The 19,916-nt window shown below is 61.2% G+C and carries 14 protein-coding genes; 10 read left to right on the top strand and 4 right to left on the bottom strand.

Annotated elements, in window-relative coordinates; genetic code table 11:
* The 4 genes from BN871_RS28365 to gntK form a co-directional block, all read left to right on the top strand.
* Positions 1 to 304 (top strand): hypothetical protein (locus tag BN871_RS28365; RefSeq protein WP_048746363.1); only part of this gene is annotated, 304 nt, incomplete at its 5' end.
* Positions 279 to 1,922 carry a response regulator gene (locus BN871_RS12600; protein ID WP_048746361.1) on the top strand — a complete coding sequence of 548 codons (1,644 nt, stop codon included), beginning with the start codon at positions 279 to 281 and terminating at the stop codon, positions 1,920 to 1,922. The genes BN871_RS28365 and BN871_RS12600, both read left to right, overlap by 26 nt.
* Before the next feature lie 21 nt (positions 1,923 to 1,943).
* Entirely contained in the window at positions 1,944 to 3,302 is a 1,359-nt protein-coding gene (locus BN871_RS12595) for a GntP family permease (RefSeq protein ID WP_048746359.1), read from the top strand.
* 262 nt (positions 3,303 to 3,564) lie between these two features.
* Positions 3,565 to 5,088, top strand: a complete 1,524-nt coding sequence (gene gntK / locus BN871_RS12590) for a gluconokinase (RefSeq protein ID WP_048746367.1) — start codon at positions 3,565 to 3,567, stop codon at positions 5,086 to 5,088.
* Between the two features lie 103 nt (positions 5,089 to 5,191).
* Here the strand turns inward: gntK and BN871_RS12585 are convergent, their stop codons facing one another.
* A complete protein-coding gene (locus BN871_RS12585) occupies positions 5,192 to 6,121 on the bottom strand; it encodes a TetR/AcrR family transcriptional regulator (RefSeq protein WP_048746355.1) in 930 nt (309 codons plus the stop codon).
* Between the two features lie 178 nt (positions 6,122 to 6,299).
* Between BN871_RS12585 and BN871_RS12580 the strand changes: the two genes are divergently transcribed.
* The gene (locus BN871_RS12580) at positions 6,300 to 7,886 is read left to right on the top strand and encodes an MDR family MFS transporter (protein ID WP_048746354.1); all 1,587 of its coding nucleotides are present in this window, start codon (positions 6,300 to 6,302) and stop codon (positions 7,884 to 7,886) included.
* Positions 7,887 to 8,063: 177 nt separating this feature from the next.
* Positions 8,064 to 8,720, top strand: coding sequence for a peptide-methionine (S)-S-oxide reductase (locus BN871_RS12575; protein ID WP_048746351.1), 657 nt, complete (start codon positions 8,064 to 8,066; stop codon positions 8,718 to 8,720).
* 4 nt (positions 8,721 to 8,724) lie between these two features.
* Here the strand turns inward: BN871_RS12575 and BN871_RS12570 are convergent, their stop codons facing one another.
* Complete coding sequence (locus tag BN871_RS12570; protein ID WP_232313002.1) at positions 8,725 to 9,333, bottom strand: manganese efflux pump; 609 nt, start codon at positions 9,331 to 9,333, stop codon at positions 8,725 to 8,727.
* A gap of 346 nt (positions 9,334 to 9,679) precedes the next feature.
* Here BN871_RS12570 and BN871_RS27685 point away from each other — a divergent pair, with 346 nt between their 5' ends.
* On the top strand, positions 9,680 to 13,981 hold the full coding sequence (locus BN871_RS27685; protein ID WP_048746348.1) for a glycosyl hydrolase: 4,302 nt from the start codon (positions 9,680 to 9,682) through the stop codon (positions 13,979 to 13,981).
* Positions 13,982 to 14,122: 141 nt separating this feature from the next.
* Here BN871_RS27685 and BN871_RS12560 read toward each other — a convergent pair whose 3' ends face one another.
* Positions 14,123 to 15,607, bottom strand: coding sequence for an amidase family protein (locus BN871_RS12560; RefSeq protein WP_048746347.1), 1,485 nt, complete (start codon positions 15,605 to 15,607; stop codon positions 14,123 to 14,125).
* A 211-nt stretch (positions 15,608 to 15,818) separates the two neighbouring features.
* Between BN871_RS12560 and BN871_RS12555 the strand changes: the two genes are divergently transcribed.
* The 3 genes from BN871_RS12555 to BN871_RS12545 all read left to right on the top strand — a co-directional run bounded on the left by BN871_RS12555 (position 15,819) and on the right by BN871_RS12545 (position 18,843).
* Positions 15,819 to 17,099 carry a hypothetical protein gene (locus BN871_RS12555; protein ID WP_048746345.1) on the top strand — a complete coding sequence of 427 codons (1,281 nt, stop codon included), beginning with the start codon at positions 15,819 to 15,821 and terminating at the stop codon, positions 17,097 to 17,099.
* Positions 17,100 to 17,192: 93 nt separating this feature from the next.
* Positions 17,193 to 18,047, top strand: a complete 855-nt coding sequence (locus BN871_RS12550; protein ID WP_048746343.1) for a class I SAM-dependent methyltransferase — start codon at positions 17,193 to 17,195, stop codon at positions 18,045 to 18,047.
* Positions 18,048 to 18,342: 295 nt separating this feature from the next.
* The gene (locus tag BN871_RS12545) at positions 18,343 to 18,843 is read left to right on the top strand and encodes a DUF420 domain-containing protein (protein ID WP_048746342.1); all 501 of its coding nucleotides are present in this window, start codon (positions 18,343 to 18,345) and stop codon (positions 18,841 to 18,843) included.
* 118 nt (positions 18,844 to 18,961) lie between these two features.
* Here BN871_RS12545 and BN871_RS12540 read toward each other — a convergent pair whose 3' ends face one another.
* Complete coding sequence (locus BN871_RS12540) at positions 18,962 to 19,411, bottom strand: DUF6376 family protein (protein WP_021878877.1); 450 nt, start codon at positions 19,409 to 19,411, stop codon at positions 18,962 to 18,964.
* Between the last annotated feature and the right edge of the window lie 505 nt (positions 19,412 to 19,916).

Raw genomic sequence — 19,916 nt, 5'->3', positions numbered from 1 at the left:
CATCGAAGGCCGGCAGGAAGGCGGCTGGTGCAGCCTGACCGTGAAGGACAACGGCGCCGGCTTGGACGCGGCAGGGCTGGACCGGCTGCGCAGGCAGCTCAGCGAGCCGATGTCGGACGAGATCGGCTGCGGCACCTGGAACGTGCATCAGCGGCTGCGGTACCAGTTCGGCGACCGTTCCGGGCTGCTGCTGGAGGCCGGGCAAGGCGGGGGCTTCCGCGCGGAGCTGAGATGGCGCTGCGGCGGCGGCCCGACCGAGGAAGAAGGAGGCGGAGAAGATGGCGCAGCTGCTCATCGTGGATGACGAGGCTCATGTGGTCGACCGGCTGGCGGCTACCGTCGACTGGCAGGCAGCCGGAGTCGAGCAGGTATTCAAGGCTTACTCCGGCGTGGAGGCTCTGGAGCTGCTGCGGCAGTTCTCCATCGACATCGTCGTATCCGATATCCGGATGCCGGGCATGTCGGGGCTGGAGCTGATCGCGGAGATCCGCGGCAGCTGGCCGAAGACGAAGTGCATCCTGCTGTCGGGCTACTCCGACTTCAACTATGCCAAGGAAGCGATCCGGCATCAGGCGGAGGCGTATCTGCTCAAGCCGGTGAAGGAGGAGGAGCTGACCGCCGCCGTCCGCTCGGCCATCGGCAAGCTCGAGGAGGAATGGGAGGAGGTCATCTCCCAGCAGCGGCTGAGCTACGTGGTGAAGGAAAATCTGCCGCTCATGAGGGCTTCCCTGCTGCTCGATCTGCTGCAGGGGCGGATTCCCGAAGAGGCCGCCCTGCGGGAGAAGATGGGGCTGCTGGAGCTCTCGGGCGGAGAGTGGAGCCGCTGCTCGCTCATGATCGTGCGGCTCGACGAGCTGTTCCTCCAGTACGGGCCGCAAAATCCGGAGTGGAAGGAATACGCGATCGGCAACATGGCCGGAGAGCTGTTCGGCCCGCGCTACGCCATCTGGCCGGCCAAGGATGCCTACGGATATTATGTGTACGCCATGGCTCCGCGCCGGGATTCGCCGCATGGCCATGATGCCGCCTGGTTCGAGCGTACGGCTGCGGATCTGCAGACGGCGGTCTCCTCGTACCTGAAGGCGAAGATTTCCGTCATGGTCTGCAAGGAAGGAAGATTCCCGGAGGAGATTCCCGGCCTGTACGGCCGGCTCGTGGATTCCTTCCGCGGACGCATCGGCGACGAGCGGGAGCTGTTCATGAGGCTCGAGGATACGGGGCTCGATGCCGGCATCAAGCCGCTGGAGAGCCTCTATGAGCCGCCTGCGCTGATCCGCTTGTTCGACGCGGGCAAATGGAGCGAGATGGAGAACAAGCTGCAGCGGGTATACGCCGAGCTGGAATCCGATGGAGCCGGCTCGCAGGAGCTGCTGCTCGAGGTTTATTTCACGCTGGCCGGTGCTTATGCCTACATCGCCCACAAGAACGGCCGCCAGCTGTCGGATCTGCTCGGCGGCGATTACGCGGCGATGACCGAGGCGCCTCCATTCCGCTCGGTGAACCAGCTGAAGGAATGGTCGCTGCGCACGCTGCGGCGCATCCGGGAGGACATGCAGAAGGAAACGAAGGACTCGCGGGCGGATCTGATCCGCTCAATCCAGAGGTATGTCGAGGAGCAGATTACCGGCAGCCTGTCGCTGCAGGCGGTGGCGGACCGGGTCCATCTCCACCCGGTGTATCTCTCCAAGCTGTACAAGCTGGAGACGGGGGAGAACCTGAGCGATTACATGCAGGCTGCCCGCATGGCCAAGGCCGAGGAGCTGCTGAAGGGCAGCTCCGCCAAAATCTATGAAATCGCGGCCAGCCTCGGCTACCAGAGGCCGCATTCCTTCAATTTCGCGTTCAAGAAGCAGTTCGGCATGACGCCGCAGGAATACCGGGACCTGTATGCGGACGTTCAACCCGGCACCCCAACCAAATGACAATCAAGAGGTGATTGTATTATGCTGTTAGTAATCGTTCTTCTCGCCATCGTTGTGCTGCTCCTGCTGATTACGGTCGCGAAAATCAATCCGTTCGTCGCGCTTATCGTCACGGCGATCGGCGTCGGACTGGCGGCGGGCATGCCGCTGCTCTCCGTCAAGGACGGCCCCGTCGGCATCATCGATTCCATCAAGACGGGCATGGGCAACACGCTCGGCCTGCTGGCGATCGTTCTGGCGCTCGGCACGATGCTGGGCAAAATGATGGCCGAATCCGGCGGCGCCGAGCGCATCGCCACAACGCTGATCCGGCTGTTCGGCCAGCGCAACGTCCACTGGGCGATGATGGTCGTCGCTTTCATCGTCGGCATTCCGGTCTTCTTCCAGGTCGGCTTCGTCCTGCTCATCCCGCTCGTGTTCACGATCGCCCGCCAGACAGGCGTGTCGCTCGTGAAGATCGGCGTGCCTCTCGTCGCCGGCCTGTCCGTCGTGCACGGCCTTGTGCCGCCGCATCCGGCAGCCATGACGGCCGTAGGCATCTTCAACGCCGATGTCGGCAAAACGATTCTTTTTTCGCTCCTTGTCGGCCTGCCTACCGCCATTATCGCGGGCCCGCTGTACGGCAACTGGATCGGCAAGCGCATCCATAAGGAAGTGCCGAAGGCGATCGGCGACCAGCTGACGGAGAACGTGGACAACAAGGAGCTTCCCGGCTTCTTCAACACCGTATTCACCATTCTCGTTCCGGTTATCCTGATGCTGGCGGCATCGATCGCAGACGTATCCCTCAAGGACAAGGCGGATTATGCCGGCCTGTACGATTTCTTCAAGTTCGTCGGCGACCCCGTAGTCGCCCTGCTCATCGCCACCGTCTATTCGTTCTTCAGCCTCGGTTTCTTCCGCGGCATGAGCCGCGAGAAGGTGCTGAAGTTCTCCAACGACTGCCTGGCGCCGACAGCGACGATCCTGCTCGTCATCGGAGCGGGCGGCGCGTTCAACCGCGTGCTGCTGGATTCCGGCATCGGCGATTACATCGCGGAGCTGGCGACCTCGTCCCATCTGTCCCCGATTCTCCTCGGCTGGGGCATCGCGGCATTGATCCGCGTCGCGACGGGCTCTGCTACCGTGTCGATGATGACGGCGGCCGGCATCGTGGCTCCGATCGCCGTCGCCATGCCGGGCGTCAGCCCCGAGCTGCTCGTGCTGGCGACGGGAGCGGGATCGCTGATCCTGTCCCATGTCAACGACTCCGGCTTCTGGCTGATCAAGGAATACTTCGGCATGACCGTGAAGGAGACGCTGCAGACATGGACGGCGCTGGAGACGATCATTTCGGTGGCGGCGCTCGGGTTCATTCTTGTGCTGGATCTGTTTATTTAAGAAGTAACGGGGAGAGGCGGACGCCAGCGTTCGCTTTTCCCTTTGCAGGGTGACCGGAAAACGCTGAACATGGATGCTCAGGAGAAACAGTCGCATGCGTACGAAGCGTTTTTCTCCGTAAGCGGCAGCTGCTTGCCATTGAAGACGAGCTTTGCCTTCGCCGAGGGGCAGCAATCCGTCTTCAGCGGCCGTAAGGAGAAATCCATTTCCGCGTTCATGACGGTCATCCATCGGAGGAGGTTGAAAAGTGGGCCAAGCCTATATGATCGGCACCGACATCGGCACGACGAGCACCAAGTCCGTCCTGTTCACGACAGACGGCAAGCTTAAGGCTGTGAATCATATCGAGTATCCGCTTTATTCGCCGACGCCGGCGACCGCGGAGCAGGACCCGGAGGAGATTTTCGCCGCCGTCGTCGGCTCGATCAAGCAGGTCATGCTGGAGAGCGGGGTGGACCCGGCACAGGTGAAATGCGTGTCGTTCAGCTCCGCCATGCACAGCCTGATCGCCGTCGACGGGACGGGAAAGCCGCTCACCCGCTGCATCACCTGGGCGGACAACCGCAGCGCCCGCTGGGCGGACATCATCAAGAGCGAGCATGACGGGCACGAGATTTATCTGCGCACCGGCACGCCGATCCATCCGATGTCGCCGCTGGCGAAGCTGCTATGGCTGAGGAATGAGGAGAGCGGGCTGTTCGGCAAGGCCGACAAGTTCATCTCGATCAAGGAGTTCGTGTTCCACAAGCTGTTCGGGGAGTACGTCGTGGACCATTCCATCGCCTCGGCGACGGGACTGTTCAACATCCATGAGCTGGACTGGGACGCCGGCGCCCTGAAGGTGGCGGGCATCGACCCGTCCAAGCTGTCCCGTCTGGTCCCGACCCGCCATATCATGACGGGATTGGACGAGACGTGGGCGGAGCATATGGGCTTGCCTGCCGCGATTCCGTTCGTCGTCGGAGCCAACGACGGCGTCCTCTCGAACCTCGGCGTCAATGCGATCGAACCCGGCGTCGTCGCCGTGACGATCGGCACGAGCGGGGCGATCCGCACCGTGACCGACAAGCCGCGCGTCGATCCCAAGGGACGGATCTTCTGCTACGTGCTTACGGAAGACATGTATGTCATCGGGGGACCGGTCAACAACGGCGGCATGATTTTCCGCTGGATCCGCGACCAGCTCGGGGCATCCGAGAAGGAGACGGCGCAGCGCATCGGCCGCGATCCGTACGATCTGCTCTCGGATATCGCCGCGCGCGTCAAGCCGGGCTCCGACGGCCTGATCTTCCATCCGTTCCTGTCCGGCGAGCGGGCTCCGCTCTGGGATTCCAATGCCCGCGGCTCCTACTTCGGATTGGGGCTTCACCATAAGAAGGAGCATCTGATCCGTGCCGCGATGGAGGGCGTCATCCTCAATCTGTACACCGTCTTCCTGGCTCTGCAGGAGCTGATCGGAGAGCCGGGCAAAATCCAGGCCACCGGCGGCTTCGCCCGCTCGGAGCTGTGGCGGCAGATGATGGCCGACATCTTCAACCAGGAGGTGCATGTGCCGGAGAGCGTCGAGAGCTCCTGCCTCGGAGCGGCGATTCTCGGCTTGTACGCGATCGGGGAAGCCGATTCTCTCGGCGTCGTGTCGGAGATGGTCGGCGGCACTTACCGGCATGAGCCGATTCCAAGGCATACGGAAATCTATCAGGAGCTTACCCGGATCTATATCCGCGTGTCGCGGCTGCTGCAGGACGAGTACAAGAGCATCGCGGATTTTCAGAGCAAATGGGTGTGAACAAAAAGAAAGGCCGCCAGCCGGTAATCCGGCTGGCGGCCTTTTCATTTCGCATGGCCATTCATGCAGCGCAGCCTAAAGGGGCTGGGGCTTTCCGATTCATTCACGTTTCCTGCGCCGCCATAGGATCCGGCTCGTGTTGAGGCACAGCCTTCCAAGCGGCCAGCGCCGCCCGGACCGCCGCCGTCTCCGGCCATCCGCTCAAGCCGTCCACGGCCTGAAGCAGCGCCAGCATGCCCTCGATCACGACCGGCCTTGGAGCAGGTGAAGCCGTCTCCTCTTGGAGCATGCCGGCCGCAGGCCGATGGAGCCGGCCGGCATCGCTCTCGAGCTCCGGCTCCAGCCGCTTGAGCAGAGCTGCTGCCGCCTCGACGAGGCGGCGCCGTTCCGCCCCGTCCCCGAAGTCCCCCTCGGGGTAGAAGGTGCGGAATGCCTCCGAAGTCAGCACAGGCTCGTCCCCGGAATTCTCGAGCCCGCGGACGGAGTCTTCCAGCCGCCGGACAATCATCCTGGCGAGCTTCGCCGAGCTCAGCTTCGCGCCATTCAACAGGATGAATCCGATATACTCGCGGACTAATCCCGTCACGAGCACGGTCAGGTCGAAGGCATGAGGCTCGATTCTCGCGCCGTAGATGCCGACCAGCTGGTTGCGGAACCAGACGAACGAGCGGAGCCGCGCGTTCATGGAAAGCTCTCTCATCTGCTCGCTCAGGCTGATTTGGCCGCTGGAGAGCAGGAGCAGCATTTTGCTGTGCGAGGTCAGCTCGTCCAGTTGGGTTTTGATCTGCTGGAAGAGGCTCTCCCTGGAGCCCGGCTCGTAACGGGAAGCCGTTTCCGCCAGTATGCCCGACATCCGTTCGAGATAGGATTCGAATACGGATTGAATCAGTTCTTCCTTGGATTTGAAGTAGAAGTAGATTCCGCCCTTGGCGATGCCGGCCGCGTCCGCGATATCCTGCATGGTCGTCTGATGATAGCCTTTTTGCATGAACTGCTCCATGGCGCAATGCAGGATCAGGTCTCTTTTATCCATGAATAATTCGCCCCCAAAGCAGTTGACCGACGGGTCAAACGGAACTATAATAAGCTTTATGTTTTGAATGGATAGGACTGGAAGGGTGAATGTAAAGACAGTCATCAGCAAGATTTTCTATCCTTTTCTACCAACATTATAGCACATGACCGATCGGTCAAAAAGTGGAGGAACCAACATGCAATCAACCGGCATCAACCGGAAATGGGTGCTTACCGGCCTCATCATGGGAATGTTTTTCAGCGCCCTTGAGCAGACGATCGTGGGGACGGCGATGCCGACCATCATTACCGAGCTTCAAGGCTTCGAGATTTTCGCCTGGGTGACGACCGCTTACATGATCGCTTCGACCGTCGTCGTTCCGATCGTCGGCAAGCTGTCGGATATGTACGGCCGCAGGCTGCTGTATTTGATCGGCGCCATTATTTTCGCAGCGGGCTCCGCGATGTGCGCCACAGCTGCCTCCATGGAGCAGCTGGTGCTGTACCGCGGCCTCCAGGGCATCGGGGGAGGCATGCTGATGCCGCTGTCCCAGACGATCATCGGCGATATTTTCACTGCGGAGCAGCGGGCCAAATGGCAGGGCGTATTCGGTGCGATCTTCGGCCTCAGCTCGGTCATCGGTCCCTTCATCGGCGGCGTCATCGTCGACAACGTCAGCTGGCACTGGATCTTCCTGATGAACGTGCCCTTCGGCATCATCTCCGCGCTTCTGATCTACATCGGCCTGAAGCGGGAGACGGTCCGCCTGGAGGGCAAGGCCAACATCGACTACCTGGGCATCATCACGCTCGTTCCGGCGCTGATCCTGTTCCTGTACGGGCTGACCTTCGGCGGCGACAAGTTCGCATGGGCATCGAGCACAAGCTACCTGATTTTCGGAGGCGCCCTGCTCTTTACGATTCTATTTCTTCTGGCAGAGAAGTTCGCGGCCGAGCCCGTGCTCGATCTCTCGCTGTTCCGCAACCGCGTCTTCTCCGTGACGAACGGCCTCGGCTTCCTGCTGGGCCTGGGCATGTTCGGCGCCATCATGTTCGTGCCGCTGTACATGCAAGGCATTCTGGGGGTATCCCCGACCAAAGCCGGCTCCACGATGACACCGCTGATGATCGCTCTGATCGTCGCAAGCGTCGTCGGCGGGCAGCTTCTGCTCCGCATCAAGTACCGTACCGTATTGGCAGCGGGCATGATCATTACGACGCTCGGCTTCTATCTGGTCAGCACGATGGGGCTGGACACGGCCCAATGGACCGCTTATCTGTACATGATCGCTCTCGGGTTCGGCATGGGTCTCGTGATGCCGACGCTGATGATCGCCGTGCAGAACGAATTCCCGAAAAGCCGGCTCGGCACGGTCACGTCCGCTTCGACCTTCTTCCGCTCCATCGGCGGTACGATCGGCGTCACGGTGCTCAATGTCGTCATGAACAACACCTTCCGCTCCAATGTCGAGACGATGTCCGCAGAGGCGAAGGCCGGCGGCGGAGAAGCTGTCGTCCAGACGGTCGAGGGCATCGAGAAGAGCGGCGTGGACCTGTTCAGCGTCATCGTGTATCCCGACAAGTTCCCGCTTCCGGCGGAGCTCAAGGACAAGGTCGTGCTGTTCATCCAGCAGGCCTGGGTCGATTCCTTCGAAACGGTCGCTCTGACCGGGCTCGTGTTCGTTGCGCTCGGCATCCTCGTTGCGCTGCTGGTCGGAGGCAAGCGGATCCAGCGGGATTCGGAGAAAGCCAAGGACGGCCAGTCCGCTCATGCGGCTCATTGAGCAGGCGGAAAACCCGGTAGAAGCATCCCTCCTCTCCTGAGGCTTGGATGCGCCGAAACAAGTCAAGGGCTGTCCCCGGTCATTTCATGACTTGGGGGCTAGCCTTTTTTTTAATCCGGGGCGGCAATGGGTATACCTACTAAGATTGAAAAAACAGCTTTTTGAGGGGGGAAAGACATGCAGGAGCAAGGCAGCCGCCAAAACGCGGGGCTGAGCGGAACGGCCGCCTTCGCCATGGGCTGCTTCTGGGGGCCGGAGGCGCTGTTCGGCTCGCTGCCCGGGGTGCTGCGTACGGTGACCGGTTATGCCGGAGGAACGTCGCCGGACCCGGATTACAGGCGCATGGGCGACCATTCGGAGACGGTGCAGCTTGAATACGATCCGTCGGTCATCTCCTATCGAGAGCTGCTCGATTTGTTCTGGAGCAGCCATAATCCGGCCAATATCAACGGATACAAGGACAGGCAGTACCAGTCCATCGTCTTTTGGAGCGGCCGGGAGCAGCTGGAGGCGATACGGGAGAAGCTGAGCGGCCTGGCGCTCGAAGGAAAGCCCGTCCCGGATACGGAGATTGCCGAGGCGGCGGAATTCTGGGTGGCGGAGGAGCGGCATCAGAAGCATGCCCTCAAAAGGTTTCCCGATGCGGTGAGCAAGCTCGACTTCTTGTTCCCGTCCCGCAAGGAATGGGAGGCTTCCACGCTGGCTGCCCGTCTCAACGGGCTGGCCAAAGGATATACGAACCGCCAGCGGATTCTGGAAGAGATAGACGGCTGGGAGCTTGCGGAGGAACGGAAGCGGCTGTATGCGGCGGCGCTCAAGGGGATCCGCTGGTAGCCGGTCAGATGAAGATTTCGTAGAGTCCGATGGCCGCGAGCAGAAGGCCTCCGATCGCGTTGGAGTAGCGGCCCAGCCATGTCCGGGCCAAGCGGACGCCGATTCCGGCCCCGATTCCGACCGTGATCAGCGAGAAGATCCCGATCGAGAGCGTCACGCCCGTTATGGACAGTCCGGTGGCTCCGGCTCCGATGCCGCTGGCGATGCAGTTGAGCGACAAGGCCAGCCCCAAAGCCCAGCATTCGCTCCAGGACAGAATCTGATTGCCGTCGCGGTCGGCCTGCAGAGGGTTTTGGAGGAGGGTTCCTCCGCTTGGAGAAGCCGTCCGGCCAGCCCTGCTTGCCTCTCTCAAGCCGGATATGAGCGCCAGCATTCCCATGACGGCGATGAGCGCTCCGCCGATGCTGTTGGCGGCATCGGGATCGAGAAAGTCGGCGAGGAAATGGCCGCCAAGCATGGCGGCGCATGTCGCGGCCATGGAGAGGAGCGCGATCAGAAGGTTGGATCGGAATGGAATCAGCGTTCTCTTCGCGCCAAAAGCAATCCCGATGCCGAGATTGTCGAGATTGGCGGCAATCCCGATGCCGATGATGCTGAGCCAGTGCATGGTCATTCCCCCATCCTTGAATATGCTTTTTAGCCTATGCGCCCATAGCCGGGGGAGTGCCGGGGCATCGCCTCGTTTCCAAGCGCTGCAGGCGCGGATCGGGCATTGCCGCCCCGTTCAGGCAACAACAGAGTCCGGATCCGGACTCTTTTTTTGTTGCTCAGATGCTTGGGCGCTGCAACGGAGCCAGCTAACGAGGCCTAACAAAGAAAGACAACTGAGAGCTATTAATCATAACCGGGAGCATGTTTTTCGCTAGCCGTGGACTTATATAATGGAAAAATAAACCGCTTACATATCGAAGCAGGGCTTCAGCGGCGGTTTCAATTCCATCCAGTCGAGGAGGATATAGATGAAGAGGACTCCCAAAATGCTCGCTGCGCTCCTTACAGCCGCTTTGGCGGCAGCGCCCGTCCTGTCGGCGGCAGCGGCCGCCGCACCGGCAGGGCAGACAGTCGGCCAAGGCGCGACAGATACGCAAGGACACTGGGCTCGCGAGGCGATCTCCCAATGGATGGCGAACGGCGTCGCAGCCGGATATCCGGACGGCACCTTCAAGCCGGATGGAAGCATTACGAGAGCGGAATTCGCGACCTTGATCAACAAGGTATTCGGCTTCTCGGGGTCATCCGGCCAGCCCTTCAGCGACGTCAAGGAAGGCGCCTGGTACCAGGCCGCGCTCTCCTCGGCCAGAAGCGCCGGCTATTATGAGGGCAGCGACGGGAACAAAGCGCTCCCGCTGGCCGCCATCTCCCGCCAGGATGCGGCAGCGATGCTTTCCCGGGTTTTTCAGCTGGAGGCAAATGACAGCGCTTCCGGAAGCTTGACGTTCATCGACTCCGCTCAAATCAGCGGTTACGCCCGGAAAGCGGTCCAGGCGCTGGCAGGAATTGTGAGCGGATACCCGGACGGTTCTTTCCGTCCGTCCGGCGACATGACCCGAGCCGAGGCGGTCACGCTGCTGAACAAGCTCGTTGCCGGGTACTACGCGCAAGCAGGCACATCCGCTGAAGGCAAGGTGGCGGGCAATGCGCTGGTCAATCATGACGGCGTCGTCCTGAAGGGACTGTCCATCAGCGGCAATTTGTATTTGACGCCAGGCATCGGCAGCGGCGACGCGACGCTGGACGGCGTCAAGGTCGCAGGCAAAACCTTCCTAGCGGGCGGAGGCCCGAACTCCGTCCATATCCGCGATTCCAGGCTGAAAGAGGTGCTCGTCAACCGTCCGGACGGACAAGTCCGCGTATGGGCAAGCGGAACGGAGATCAGCCGTCTGGTCGTGGGCAGCCCGTCCAAGGTCGAGCTAGAAGGAGGGACAAAAGTCGGTTCCGTGGAGATCAACGCGGCAGCCTCCATTACGGCTAGCGACAGCTTCTCCATCGGAAGCCTGGCCGTGAATGTCTCCGGAGCGACCTGGAACGGAAGCGCAATCGAGAGGGGCGTCTACTACGTGGAGAACGGGGCTCTGAAGCCGTCCGGAAGTCCGCTTCCGACCGCGACACCGGCGCCGTCAACGCCTCCTGCCGTCACGCCGGCTCCGACTGCGGCTCCTACCGCAGCGCCGACGGTCAATCCGTCGCCGACGGCAGAGCCAACGGCAACACCGGCACCGACGGCCGCTCCGTCGACGACGACTGCCCCTACGCCGACACCGGCGCCAACCGTGACGCCGGCGCCTCCGGCGGTCAATCTCGTTGACCGCAACGCAAGCGCCCAGACGCGCTCGCTGTTTCTGTACCTGAACGAGCTGCGCGGCAAAAACATCCTGTTCGGCCAGCAGCACGCAACGACGGAAGGGCTGTCGATCACGGATCGCGACGGCACGCAGTCCGACGCCAAAAACGCCGTAGGCGACTATCCGGCGCTCTTCGGCTGGGACACGCTCAGCCTGGAAGGCAAGGAGAAGCCGGGCGTAGCCGGCGACTTCGAGCAAAGCCGGGACAACCTGGTCGGCGTCATGAAGAAGGCTTATGACGACGGAGGCGTGCTGACGCTCAGCTCGCATATGCCGAACTTCGTCACGGGCGGCAGCTTCTATGACGTGAAAGGCAATGTCGTCTCCCATATTCTCCCCGGCGGGGACAAGAATGCGGAGTTCAACGCCTTCCTCGACAACATCGCCGACTTCGCCCATCATCTCAAGGATGACGACGGCAATCCGATTCCGGTCATCTTCCGTCCGTTCCACGAGCAGAACGGCAGCTGGTTCTGGTGGGGCGCCGCCTTCACGACCAAGGACGAGTACAAGGAAATCTACCGCTATACCGTGGAGTACCTGCGGGACAAGAAGGAAGTCCGCAACTTCCTGTACGGCTTCTCGCCGGGCGGGGGCTTCGGCACGGACGAGAGCCGCTACATGGAAACCTATCCGGGCGACGACTATGCGGATATCATCGGCTTCGACAGCTATTACAACGGCGAAGGACAGACTTGGTTCGACGGCGTCGTGACGGAAGCGAGGACGGTCTCCGGAATCGCGGACGCACGGGGCAAGGTCGCCGCCCTGACGGAATTCGGCTACCAGAAGATGATGACCAGCGGCAACTCGACGCCGGACTTCTTCACGAAGCTGTCCGCGGCGCTGCAATCGGATCCCGACGCGAAAAGAATGGCCTACATGCTGACATGGGCCAACTTCGGGCCGGATTCCACCTATGTTCCCTACCCGCTGCCGGATGGGCAGGAGAACCAGATGCTGCCCGACTTCATCCAGTTCTACAACGAGCCGTACTCCCTGTTCGCGGCCGGCGTAACGGGAGCCTATAACCGCAAGGCCGACACGTCCGAGGAGCAGCCGTTCGTCCATGTGGCCTCTCCGACCGACCAGAGCACGATCCGCTCCAACACGGCCGTGATCCGGGTGCGGGTGCTGGACGCGGCGCCGTCCAAAGCGGTGTACCTCGTCGAAGGCTCGAACCGGGAGATGCCTCTGACCCTGGATGCCGCCACCGGCTATTATACGGCTGTATGGTCGCCGGCCGGTTCCCTGAACGGCAAGACGGCAGCCCTGACCGTGAAAGTATACGGAGAGGATGGCTCCGTGCTGCATGAACAGACGAACACGGTGTTCGTGAAGGTTCCGGAGATCGAGATCGGGACGTACGACTTCGAGTCCGGCATTCAAGGCGTTCAGAACAACGGCGGCTATCAAGCTAGCGTCGATGCGATCGATGCCGCCGACTTCAACGGAAGCACGGCGCTGAAGCTGACGGTTAGCGACCTCGTCTACAGCGATACTTGGCAGGAGATGAAGCTGGAGCTGAAGAACGCCAAGGAAGTCGCGGGATCGGCAGACCTGGGCGGCGTCAAGCGAATCCAATTCGAGGCTTATGTGCCTGTGTCCGCAGGGGCGAAAAGCGAAGGGAAAGGCAGCCTTCAGGCTGTCGGCCAGCTGCCCCCGGATTGGGAAGACAAATACGGAATGGGCACGACTCAAGTATCCCTGAGCGATCTTCCGATCGTCGCAATCGGCGGCGTGGACTACTACCGGTATACGCCCGTCATTGATTTCGCCAACGAGGATAAGCTGAAGCAGGCCGGCTCGATTGCCCTGTCCATTGTCGGCAGCGGTTTGAACGCGGACAGCTCCATTCCGGTCTACATCGACAATATCAAGCTGTACAGCACATATGCAGATGCCGTGCTTGATCCGGCCATGGTCGACGACTTCGAGGGCTACCTCGGCAGCAACGAAGCACTCGGCTCCAAATTCGTCCATGCCGGCGGCGATTCCACGAGTACCGCGCTGGACAGCGCGCACAAAAGCAGCGGCAGCTACGGCCTGAAATACACGTACACGCTTGCCGGCAGCGGGTATGCCGGCATCACCAAGTCGCTCGGCGGCGTGGACTGGTCGGGATTCAATGCGCTCCAGTTCTGGTACCAGCCGGACGGCAAAGGCCAGAAGCTCGTCATGCAAATCAATGCGGACGGCAAAACCTACGAGTACTACCCGGATACGACCGGTACGGAAGCGAAGCTCATCATCGCTCCGTTCAATGACTTCGCTCCGGCCAACGGAGCGACCGGCACGCTGACCAAGCTGAAGCTGGCCAACGTCCAGGCGTTCTCCATCTACACCAACGCCGTGCCGAACGGCAATCAGCTGACCGGCTCGATGTACTTCGACGATATCAAGGCGCTGACCGACCCCAATGCGGGCACGGTGCCGAACGGCAGCGCAAATGGCGGCCTTCCGCTTGGAGTTCTGTACGACTTCGAATCCTCGGCATCGAGCTGGAGCGTCGACAGCAACGGCTTGAACCTGTCCGCTCCGGCTCTGGAGAACGACGGCGCCGGCAAGGCTCTCGGCTCGGCCATCCCGGCGAGCGTCTCCGGGGAAGCGACGAGCGAGCTGACCCGCTACGGGGCGCTCGACTTCACGAACGCTTCGAGGATCAAGGTCAAGGCCCGCATCTCCGGCGGAAGCGCTTCGGCCCAGCTGTTCATCAAGCATGGCAGCGGATGGGCCTGGGCATCCTCGGGAACCGTTCAGCTGACGGACGAATACCAGTGGATCACTCTCGACCTCAACGGCACGAAGGATGCCAATGGAGGCAAGATCGACAAGTCGTTCATCCAGGCGGTCGGCGTGCAGATCGCCAAGGCGTCGGGCGGCGGCAAGGTGTTTATCGACGACGTGACGCTGGAATAGCGGCGCCATTATCGTTCTCCTGAACCAAGCAAACAGCGGCGGAAGCCGGGCCCGAGCCCTGCCTTCCGCCGCTGTTTTATTCCGCTCCCGTTTGGAGAACGTCTGCATGAACGAATTCAGCCTTTCTATTCCGCTTCGATTTCAGTCCGGATCGGCCGGCGCCAACCGGTGCAGGCTCGCTTGTTCGTAGGCATAGGCCAGCCGGAGAAGCACGGGCTCGCTGTAGGCGGTTCCGACGAAAGTAATCCCCTGAGGCCCTTTGGTCGTACAGCCGTCTTCAGCGATGATGCCTGTTTCCGCGTACCCGCCCGGCACGGTGATAACGGGATATCCCGCGCGTGCGGACACATCGAGTCCTTCCTCGTTGCCCAGGAACAACAGCGCGTCGAGCCTGTAAGCGCGAATCGCATGATCGATGCCTTGATTCCGGGCTAATTCGCGGTTAAGGCGCAAGCTCCCGGCATACACCGGTTCAGACAAAGTGCCGCTTGTTTCGTTCGACCAGATCAGCGTGTCTTGCCCGTATTTCAGGGCGACTTCGCGATTCTGTTCATTAAAGGCAATGAGTTCATCCAGCGTCCGGACGGAAGCGCCGGGGCCTGCTTGGGCCAGATAATCGTTCAGCCCTTTTTTGAATTCGAACCTCATCACGTCCCAATCCCATTTCGCGCTCTCGCAAGGCATGGAGACCGGGTCGACGATGATCGCCCCGCGATCCTTGCACAATGCGATCGCCCGCTCGATGATCGTCGCCCGTGCGTCATCGAGTCCTTGGTAATAATGCCGCGGAATGCCGATTCTCGCGCCTTGCAAACCGTTTTCGTCCAGGAAAGGCGTATAATCCGCATATGCTTTTCGCCCTTTTTCCTGCATGGCCGCATCGGCTGGATCCGCCGCCGTCATGGCGCCGAGCAGAATTGCGGCGTCCCGGACCGTACGAGCCATCGGACCGGCCGAATCCTGGCTGTGCGCGATCGGGATGATGCCTCTGCGGCTGACGAGTCCGATCGTCGGCTTGAGGCCGACAATACCGTTCTGCGACGATGGGCTGATGATCGAGCCCGAGGTTTCGGTGCCGATGGCGGCCGCGCACAGATTCGCGGCAACCGCCGCACCGGAGCCGGAGCTTGAGCCGCCGACGAACAGCTCGCCGGGACCGTAAGGATTGAGCGTCAGGCCGCCTCTGGAGCTATACCCCGACAGCATCGTTCCCGACATGAAATTCGCCCATTCCGTCATGTTGGCCTTGCCCAGGAATACAGCTCCGGCAGCCCTCAACTGCTCGGCGACGGTCGAATCCATCCCAGCGAAATGCTCCGCAAGAGCGAGCGAGCCGGCGCTTGTATGCATGCGGTCGCCCGTATCGATATTATCCTTGAGCAGGATCGGGATGCCGTGCAGCGGTCCGCGGGATCCGCGCTCCAACCGCTCCGCGTCAAGCGCCTCCGCGACCGCAATCGCGTCCGGATTGACTTCCAGCACGGCTTTCAGCTTCGGGTTGAGCCGTTCGATCCGCTCCAGGTACCAGCGGACGCAAGCCGCCGCCGACAACGCGCCTGATTCCATGGCTGCCTGCAGCGAAGCGATGTCTGCTTCTATCCAACTTTCCTTGTTCGTTCTGTCCATCTAGAGATACACTCCCTTTATGCCATGTTCTGGTTAGCATTTGTTCGACGAACGGCCCCTAAGTCCTTCTAGCCTGCGTCTGAACTCGCGACAACTGTCCCTCTGACCGCATGAGCCCATCATGCTCTCTTGACGGCGTTTGCGGAAGCATGGCAACATCAGGTCCCCAATGGGCGTCCGTAAGAGCAAGAATGGCGGGAGGGTGATGTCGGTGGATAAAAGGATTTGTCTGGCAGCCGTATTGCTGACTGCATCCTGCTTGGTTCTCGGCGGCTGCGGGCAGCCGCGGCATATCGAATCTCTTTCGCAAGGCTCGGCGGCATCCGTGATGCCTGACGGCCAATCATCCGGTGTGGATGGCGTTTCCTCCGCTCCGCTCCCGGCAAGGGCGGCAGATGTCCCCAAGGAGCCGATTCCGGCGCAGCCATCCGATATGGAGATAGACGATGCTGCATTGAGGAGCCATTTGGCCGGCATGCAGTGGCTGGATGGCGATCGCGGCTACGCATGGGAGCGGACCGGCGGCGGATTCCGTCTCTATCGGACGGAAGACGGCGGAGAGGAGTGGCGGGATGCAACGCCTCCCGGAACGCCTGCCTTCTCTGGCGGCTTGGATGCAGGTAGAGCCGTTTATTTCTTCGACTCGATGCATGGCTGGATCTGTCTGGCCCCGGACGAGGATCCGACGCTCGTGTTCCGGACGGATGACGGGGGGAGAACATGGACGGAGTCCAAACTGCCGGTGCGCACAGAGCCGACAGCGATGCAATTCGTCACTCCGACGAAGGGCTGGCTGATGACTTCGGCCGATGCGGCGATGGGCCGGGTGGAGAAGACTCTGTATGTGACGGATGACGGAGGGCTGTCATGGAAGCCCTCTGCCGAATCGTCCTATGCGGGAGAAAGCAAAGGGCTGCTTCCGGAGCGCGAAGCGGTTACGGGCATGCATTTCATCGACGCCAAGAACGGATGGCTGGCCTTCGGATCCCATGACCCGGCCCCGGTGCTGTACCGGACGAAGGATGGGGGAGAGGCTTGGAGCAAAATCCCGATCGAGCCTGCATCCGATGTCCGGTACGGTGCGGGCGGTCCCGAGTTCCCGGGAGGGCAGACTCGATTCGGATACACTCTGGTTTATCGGAACGAGGGCGCCGACCGCCGGAGGCTGGATGCTTATGTCACCGATGACGGCGGGGACAGCTGGTCGTTCAAGCCCTGGAACCTGGAGGGGGCGGCGAGTTTTGCGGATTTGAGGCACGGCTGGGGGTGGAGGAATGGCGAGCTGATGGCGACTGCGGATGGAGGCTCTTCCTGGAATGCGATCCCGGCCGGCCCGACGCTCCGGAAGATGCTGCGGAAATTCCCGGTTCCCAAGAGCCTGCAGTTCACGGGTGCGCGAGACGGCTGGCTGCTGCTTGGGGAGAACGGGGAAGGGGAGACGGCGCTGCTTCGGTCGAGGGACGGAGGCATGACGTGGATCGCCTCTTCTTGATAGTTGGCTGCCCTTTCAGGGATTGTGTTGAAGGCTGTCGAGGATTAAAGTGGGAGCAGAGCGAGAAAAGGTTCGCGGAAGGAGAGGCTGCTTATGAATAAGGGCATTATCGAAGCGATCGTGGAGGGAATGGGCCTGGAGGGCCATTTGTCCGACGTCCAGCAGATTCAGACCGAGCATCGTATTAAGCTGGCTCGGTTTTGGGAAATAAAAGAAGGAAGCCGGGTTCTGGAAATCGGCTGCGGCCAAGGAGACACGACGGCCGTGCTGGCGCATTTTGCCGGCGAGCGGGGATTCGTGCACGGAGTCGACATCGCGCCGCCGGATTACGGTTCGCCGATGACGGTTGGCGAAGCGGCCGCCAAGCTGAAGGCGTCCCCGCTGGGAAGCCGAATCCGGATGGATTATGGCATCGACGTCTTGTCGGATGAAGTCGGCTTTGAGGACAACGAGTTCGATTTCGTCGTACTCTCCCACTGCTCCTGGTATCTGAAGTCGTTCGAGGAGCTGGCCGCTATCCTGACGAAGGTGCGGCGCTGGGCGCGCAAGCTCTGCTTCGCCGAGTGGGATATGGGAGTCGACGAACCGGAACAGCTGGCGCATTATATGGCCGTGCTTATCCAATCGCAGGTGGAATGCTACAAAATGAACAGCTTCTCCAACGTCCGGACCTTGTTCACGCCCGAGGATATACGCGAGCTGGCGTCCGAAGCCGGGTGGACCGTCTCCCGCCAGACGGCCGTCCACTCGCCGGAAATGCACGACGCGAGGTGGGAGACGGATCTGACTCTCGCGGAAGCCCCGGCGGAGCTCGATTCGCCGCTTCCGATGCCGGACAAGGCCAAGCAGCTGGTCCGCTCCCAGCTGAAGCTGCTGAGGGCTTATGCCGAATCGGGCCGGCCCATGAGGCCGATGGCCGTGCATGCGTTCGTCGCGGACAAGATCTGATTCGGCCGATGGCGGTGCATCCGGCATCGCGGATCAGGCCTGGCTGGGATACGGCTTGAAGCAGCCGAGCGCACCGGCAATCGGGAGCCTCTCAGCCCGCCCTGACAGAGGCAAGATTCAAGTTGTTGTCACAGAAGCCGGCGGAGCGGCTGTTCGTCTTGGCCTATAATGAAGACAAGACAAGTCCGCATCCGGCCGCAGCCGGTTCGGCGGCATCCCAAGGAGGGTTTCCTTTTGAGCAGCCAATCCCCCCGATTCGTACAAGCCGTCCACGACCCGCAACTTCACGGCGTGGATCATCGGCATATCCATCGCGGCCAACGCGATTATCCTGCTGCTGTTCTTCGGTCCGATCGGATACGGCGGCGAGGTCAGCTTCGACGTCACGATCCTGCCGCGGATCAACGCGATTCTGAACAGCTTCACGTTCATCTTCCTCGTGGCCGCGCTTATCGCGATCATCCGGAAAAATATCCGGCTTCACAAGGGCTTCATTCTCGCCGCATTCACCTCGACGCTGCTGTTCCTTGTCACGTACCTGACTTTCCATTACGTCTCTCCCGAGACGGCGAAGTACGGCGGCGAAGGCATTCTGCGCCCGATCTACTTCACGATCCTGATCAGCCACAGCTTCCTGGCGGCCGTCATCGTTCCCCTCGCGCTGTTCGCGCTCGTATGGGGATGGACGATGCAGGTGGCCAAGCATAAGAAGATCGTCCGCTGGGCGATGCCGATTTGGCTGTATGTAAGCTTCACGGGCGTCATCGTGTATCTGTTCATGGCTCCTTATTATTGAGCTGAAGCCGGCTTGCCGGAGCAAGGAAAAGAGACCGTCTCAGAGCCAGCCATTGGCTTCGGGACGGTCTCTTGCTTTCCGGGTTGCAAAATCGGGCCCTGGCCAAGCAGATGGAGCCTTACGACCCCAACTGCTTGACCTGATCAAGAATCTCCGTGATCTGCGATGCCGTCTGCATGATCTGCGACTGCTCCAGAGCCTGCAGGCTGACGGCGCCCGCCTCCGCCTGCTTCAGCAGGCCGCTGATCTGTGTGTTCAGCGTATCGCTGTAAGCGGTCAGCTGCTGGTCGATTTCCGAGGCGAATTCGGGCGCCTGGAGATCCTTGAAGGCGGTGATTTCCGCCTGCATGGCTTGCAGCTCCGCCGTGAGCCGGTCCAGGGCGGCGGGATCGGACAGGGCTTGCTGCGTCATCTCGGGCAGCTGCTGCGAGAAGTCGGCGGCTTCGTTGATATAGGCGACGGTTTCGTTCGTGTAGCTCAAGGAGTCGCTGACGCCCCCGAGAAAGGAGCAGCCCTGCAGGAAAAGGGCGGGAACGAGGAGCAGGGGCAGCAGATGTTTTTTGATCATAAGCGTCCACCTTTCGTTGCGGTATGTCTATAGTACCGATCAAGCAGGCGGGGGGTTTCAGGTTTCGGTCCGGCCAGGCCGGCATATCGAAGGGCGCCAAAGCCCCTTTGCAGAGCCTCTCCTCCTATATAAGCCGGACTTCGGCGGCTGAACATGCCCGCCTAAGGTCCAGAGCATCCTCAACCTCCAGACGCTTATGCTCCGGTCGCAGCCATGCTATCCTGAGGCTCAGCCAACAAAAAAGCGAGGGGGGCGGACGGATGGGCGGCCAAGAAGAGCGAAAGCCGAGAAATGTGTACATTCTGCTTACGGACACGGCACTCTGTTTAGCCTTCGGAGCTTGACAGCCGTCTCGGCCAAGGGCTCTATCTGATGGAGGAGGAGCGGCTGCTGGCTTACTTGCCGGAAGGCAGCGCCTCCAGCGAAACGATCGCCGAGAACGTGTGCACCAATCCGGCCCGCGTCCGYMWKGTGAYGRGTCTTGCTGCCCGCTGGCTGCTCAAGA

Source organism: Paenibacillus sp. P22, assembly GCF_000469945.2.
In the GTDB taxonomy this organism is placed as follows: Bacteria; Bacillota; Bacilli; order Paenibacillales; family Paenibacillaceae; genus Paenibacillus_O; species Paenibacillus_O humicus.
The sequence above is the reverse complement of the archived record's forward strand: the minus strand, read 5'-3'. Positions and strand labels throughout refer to the sequence as shown.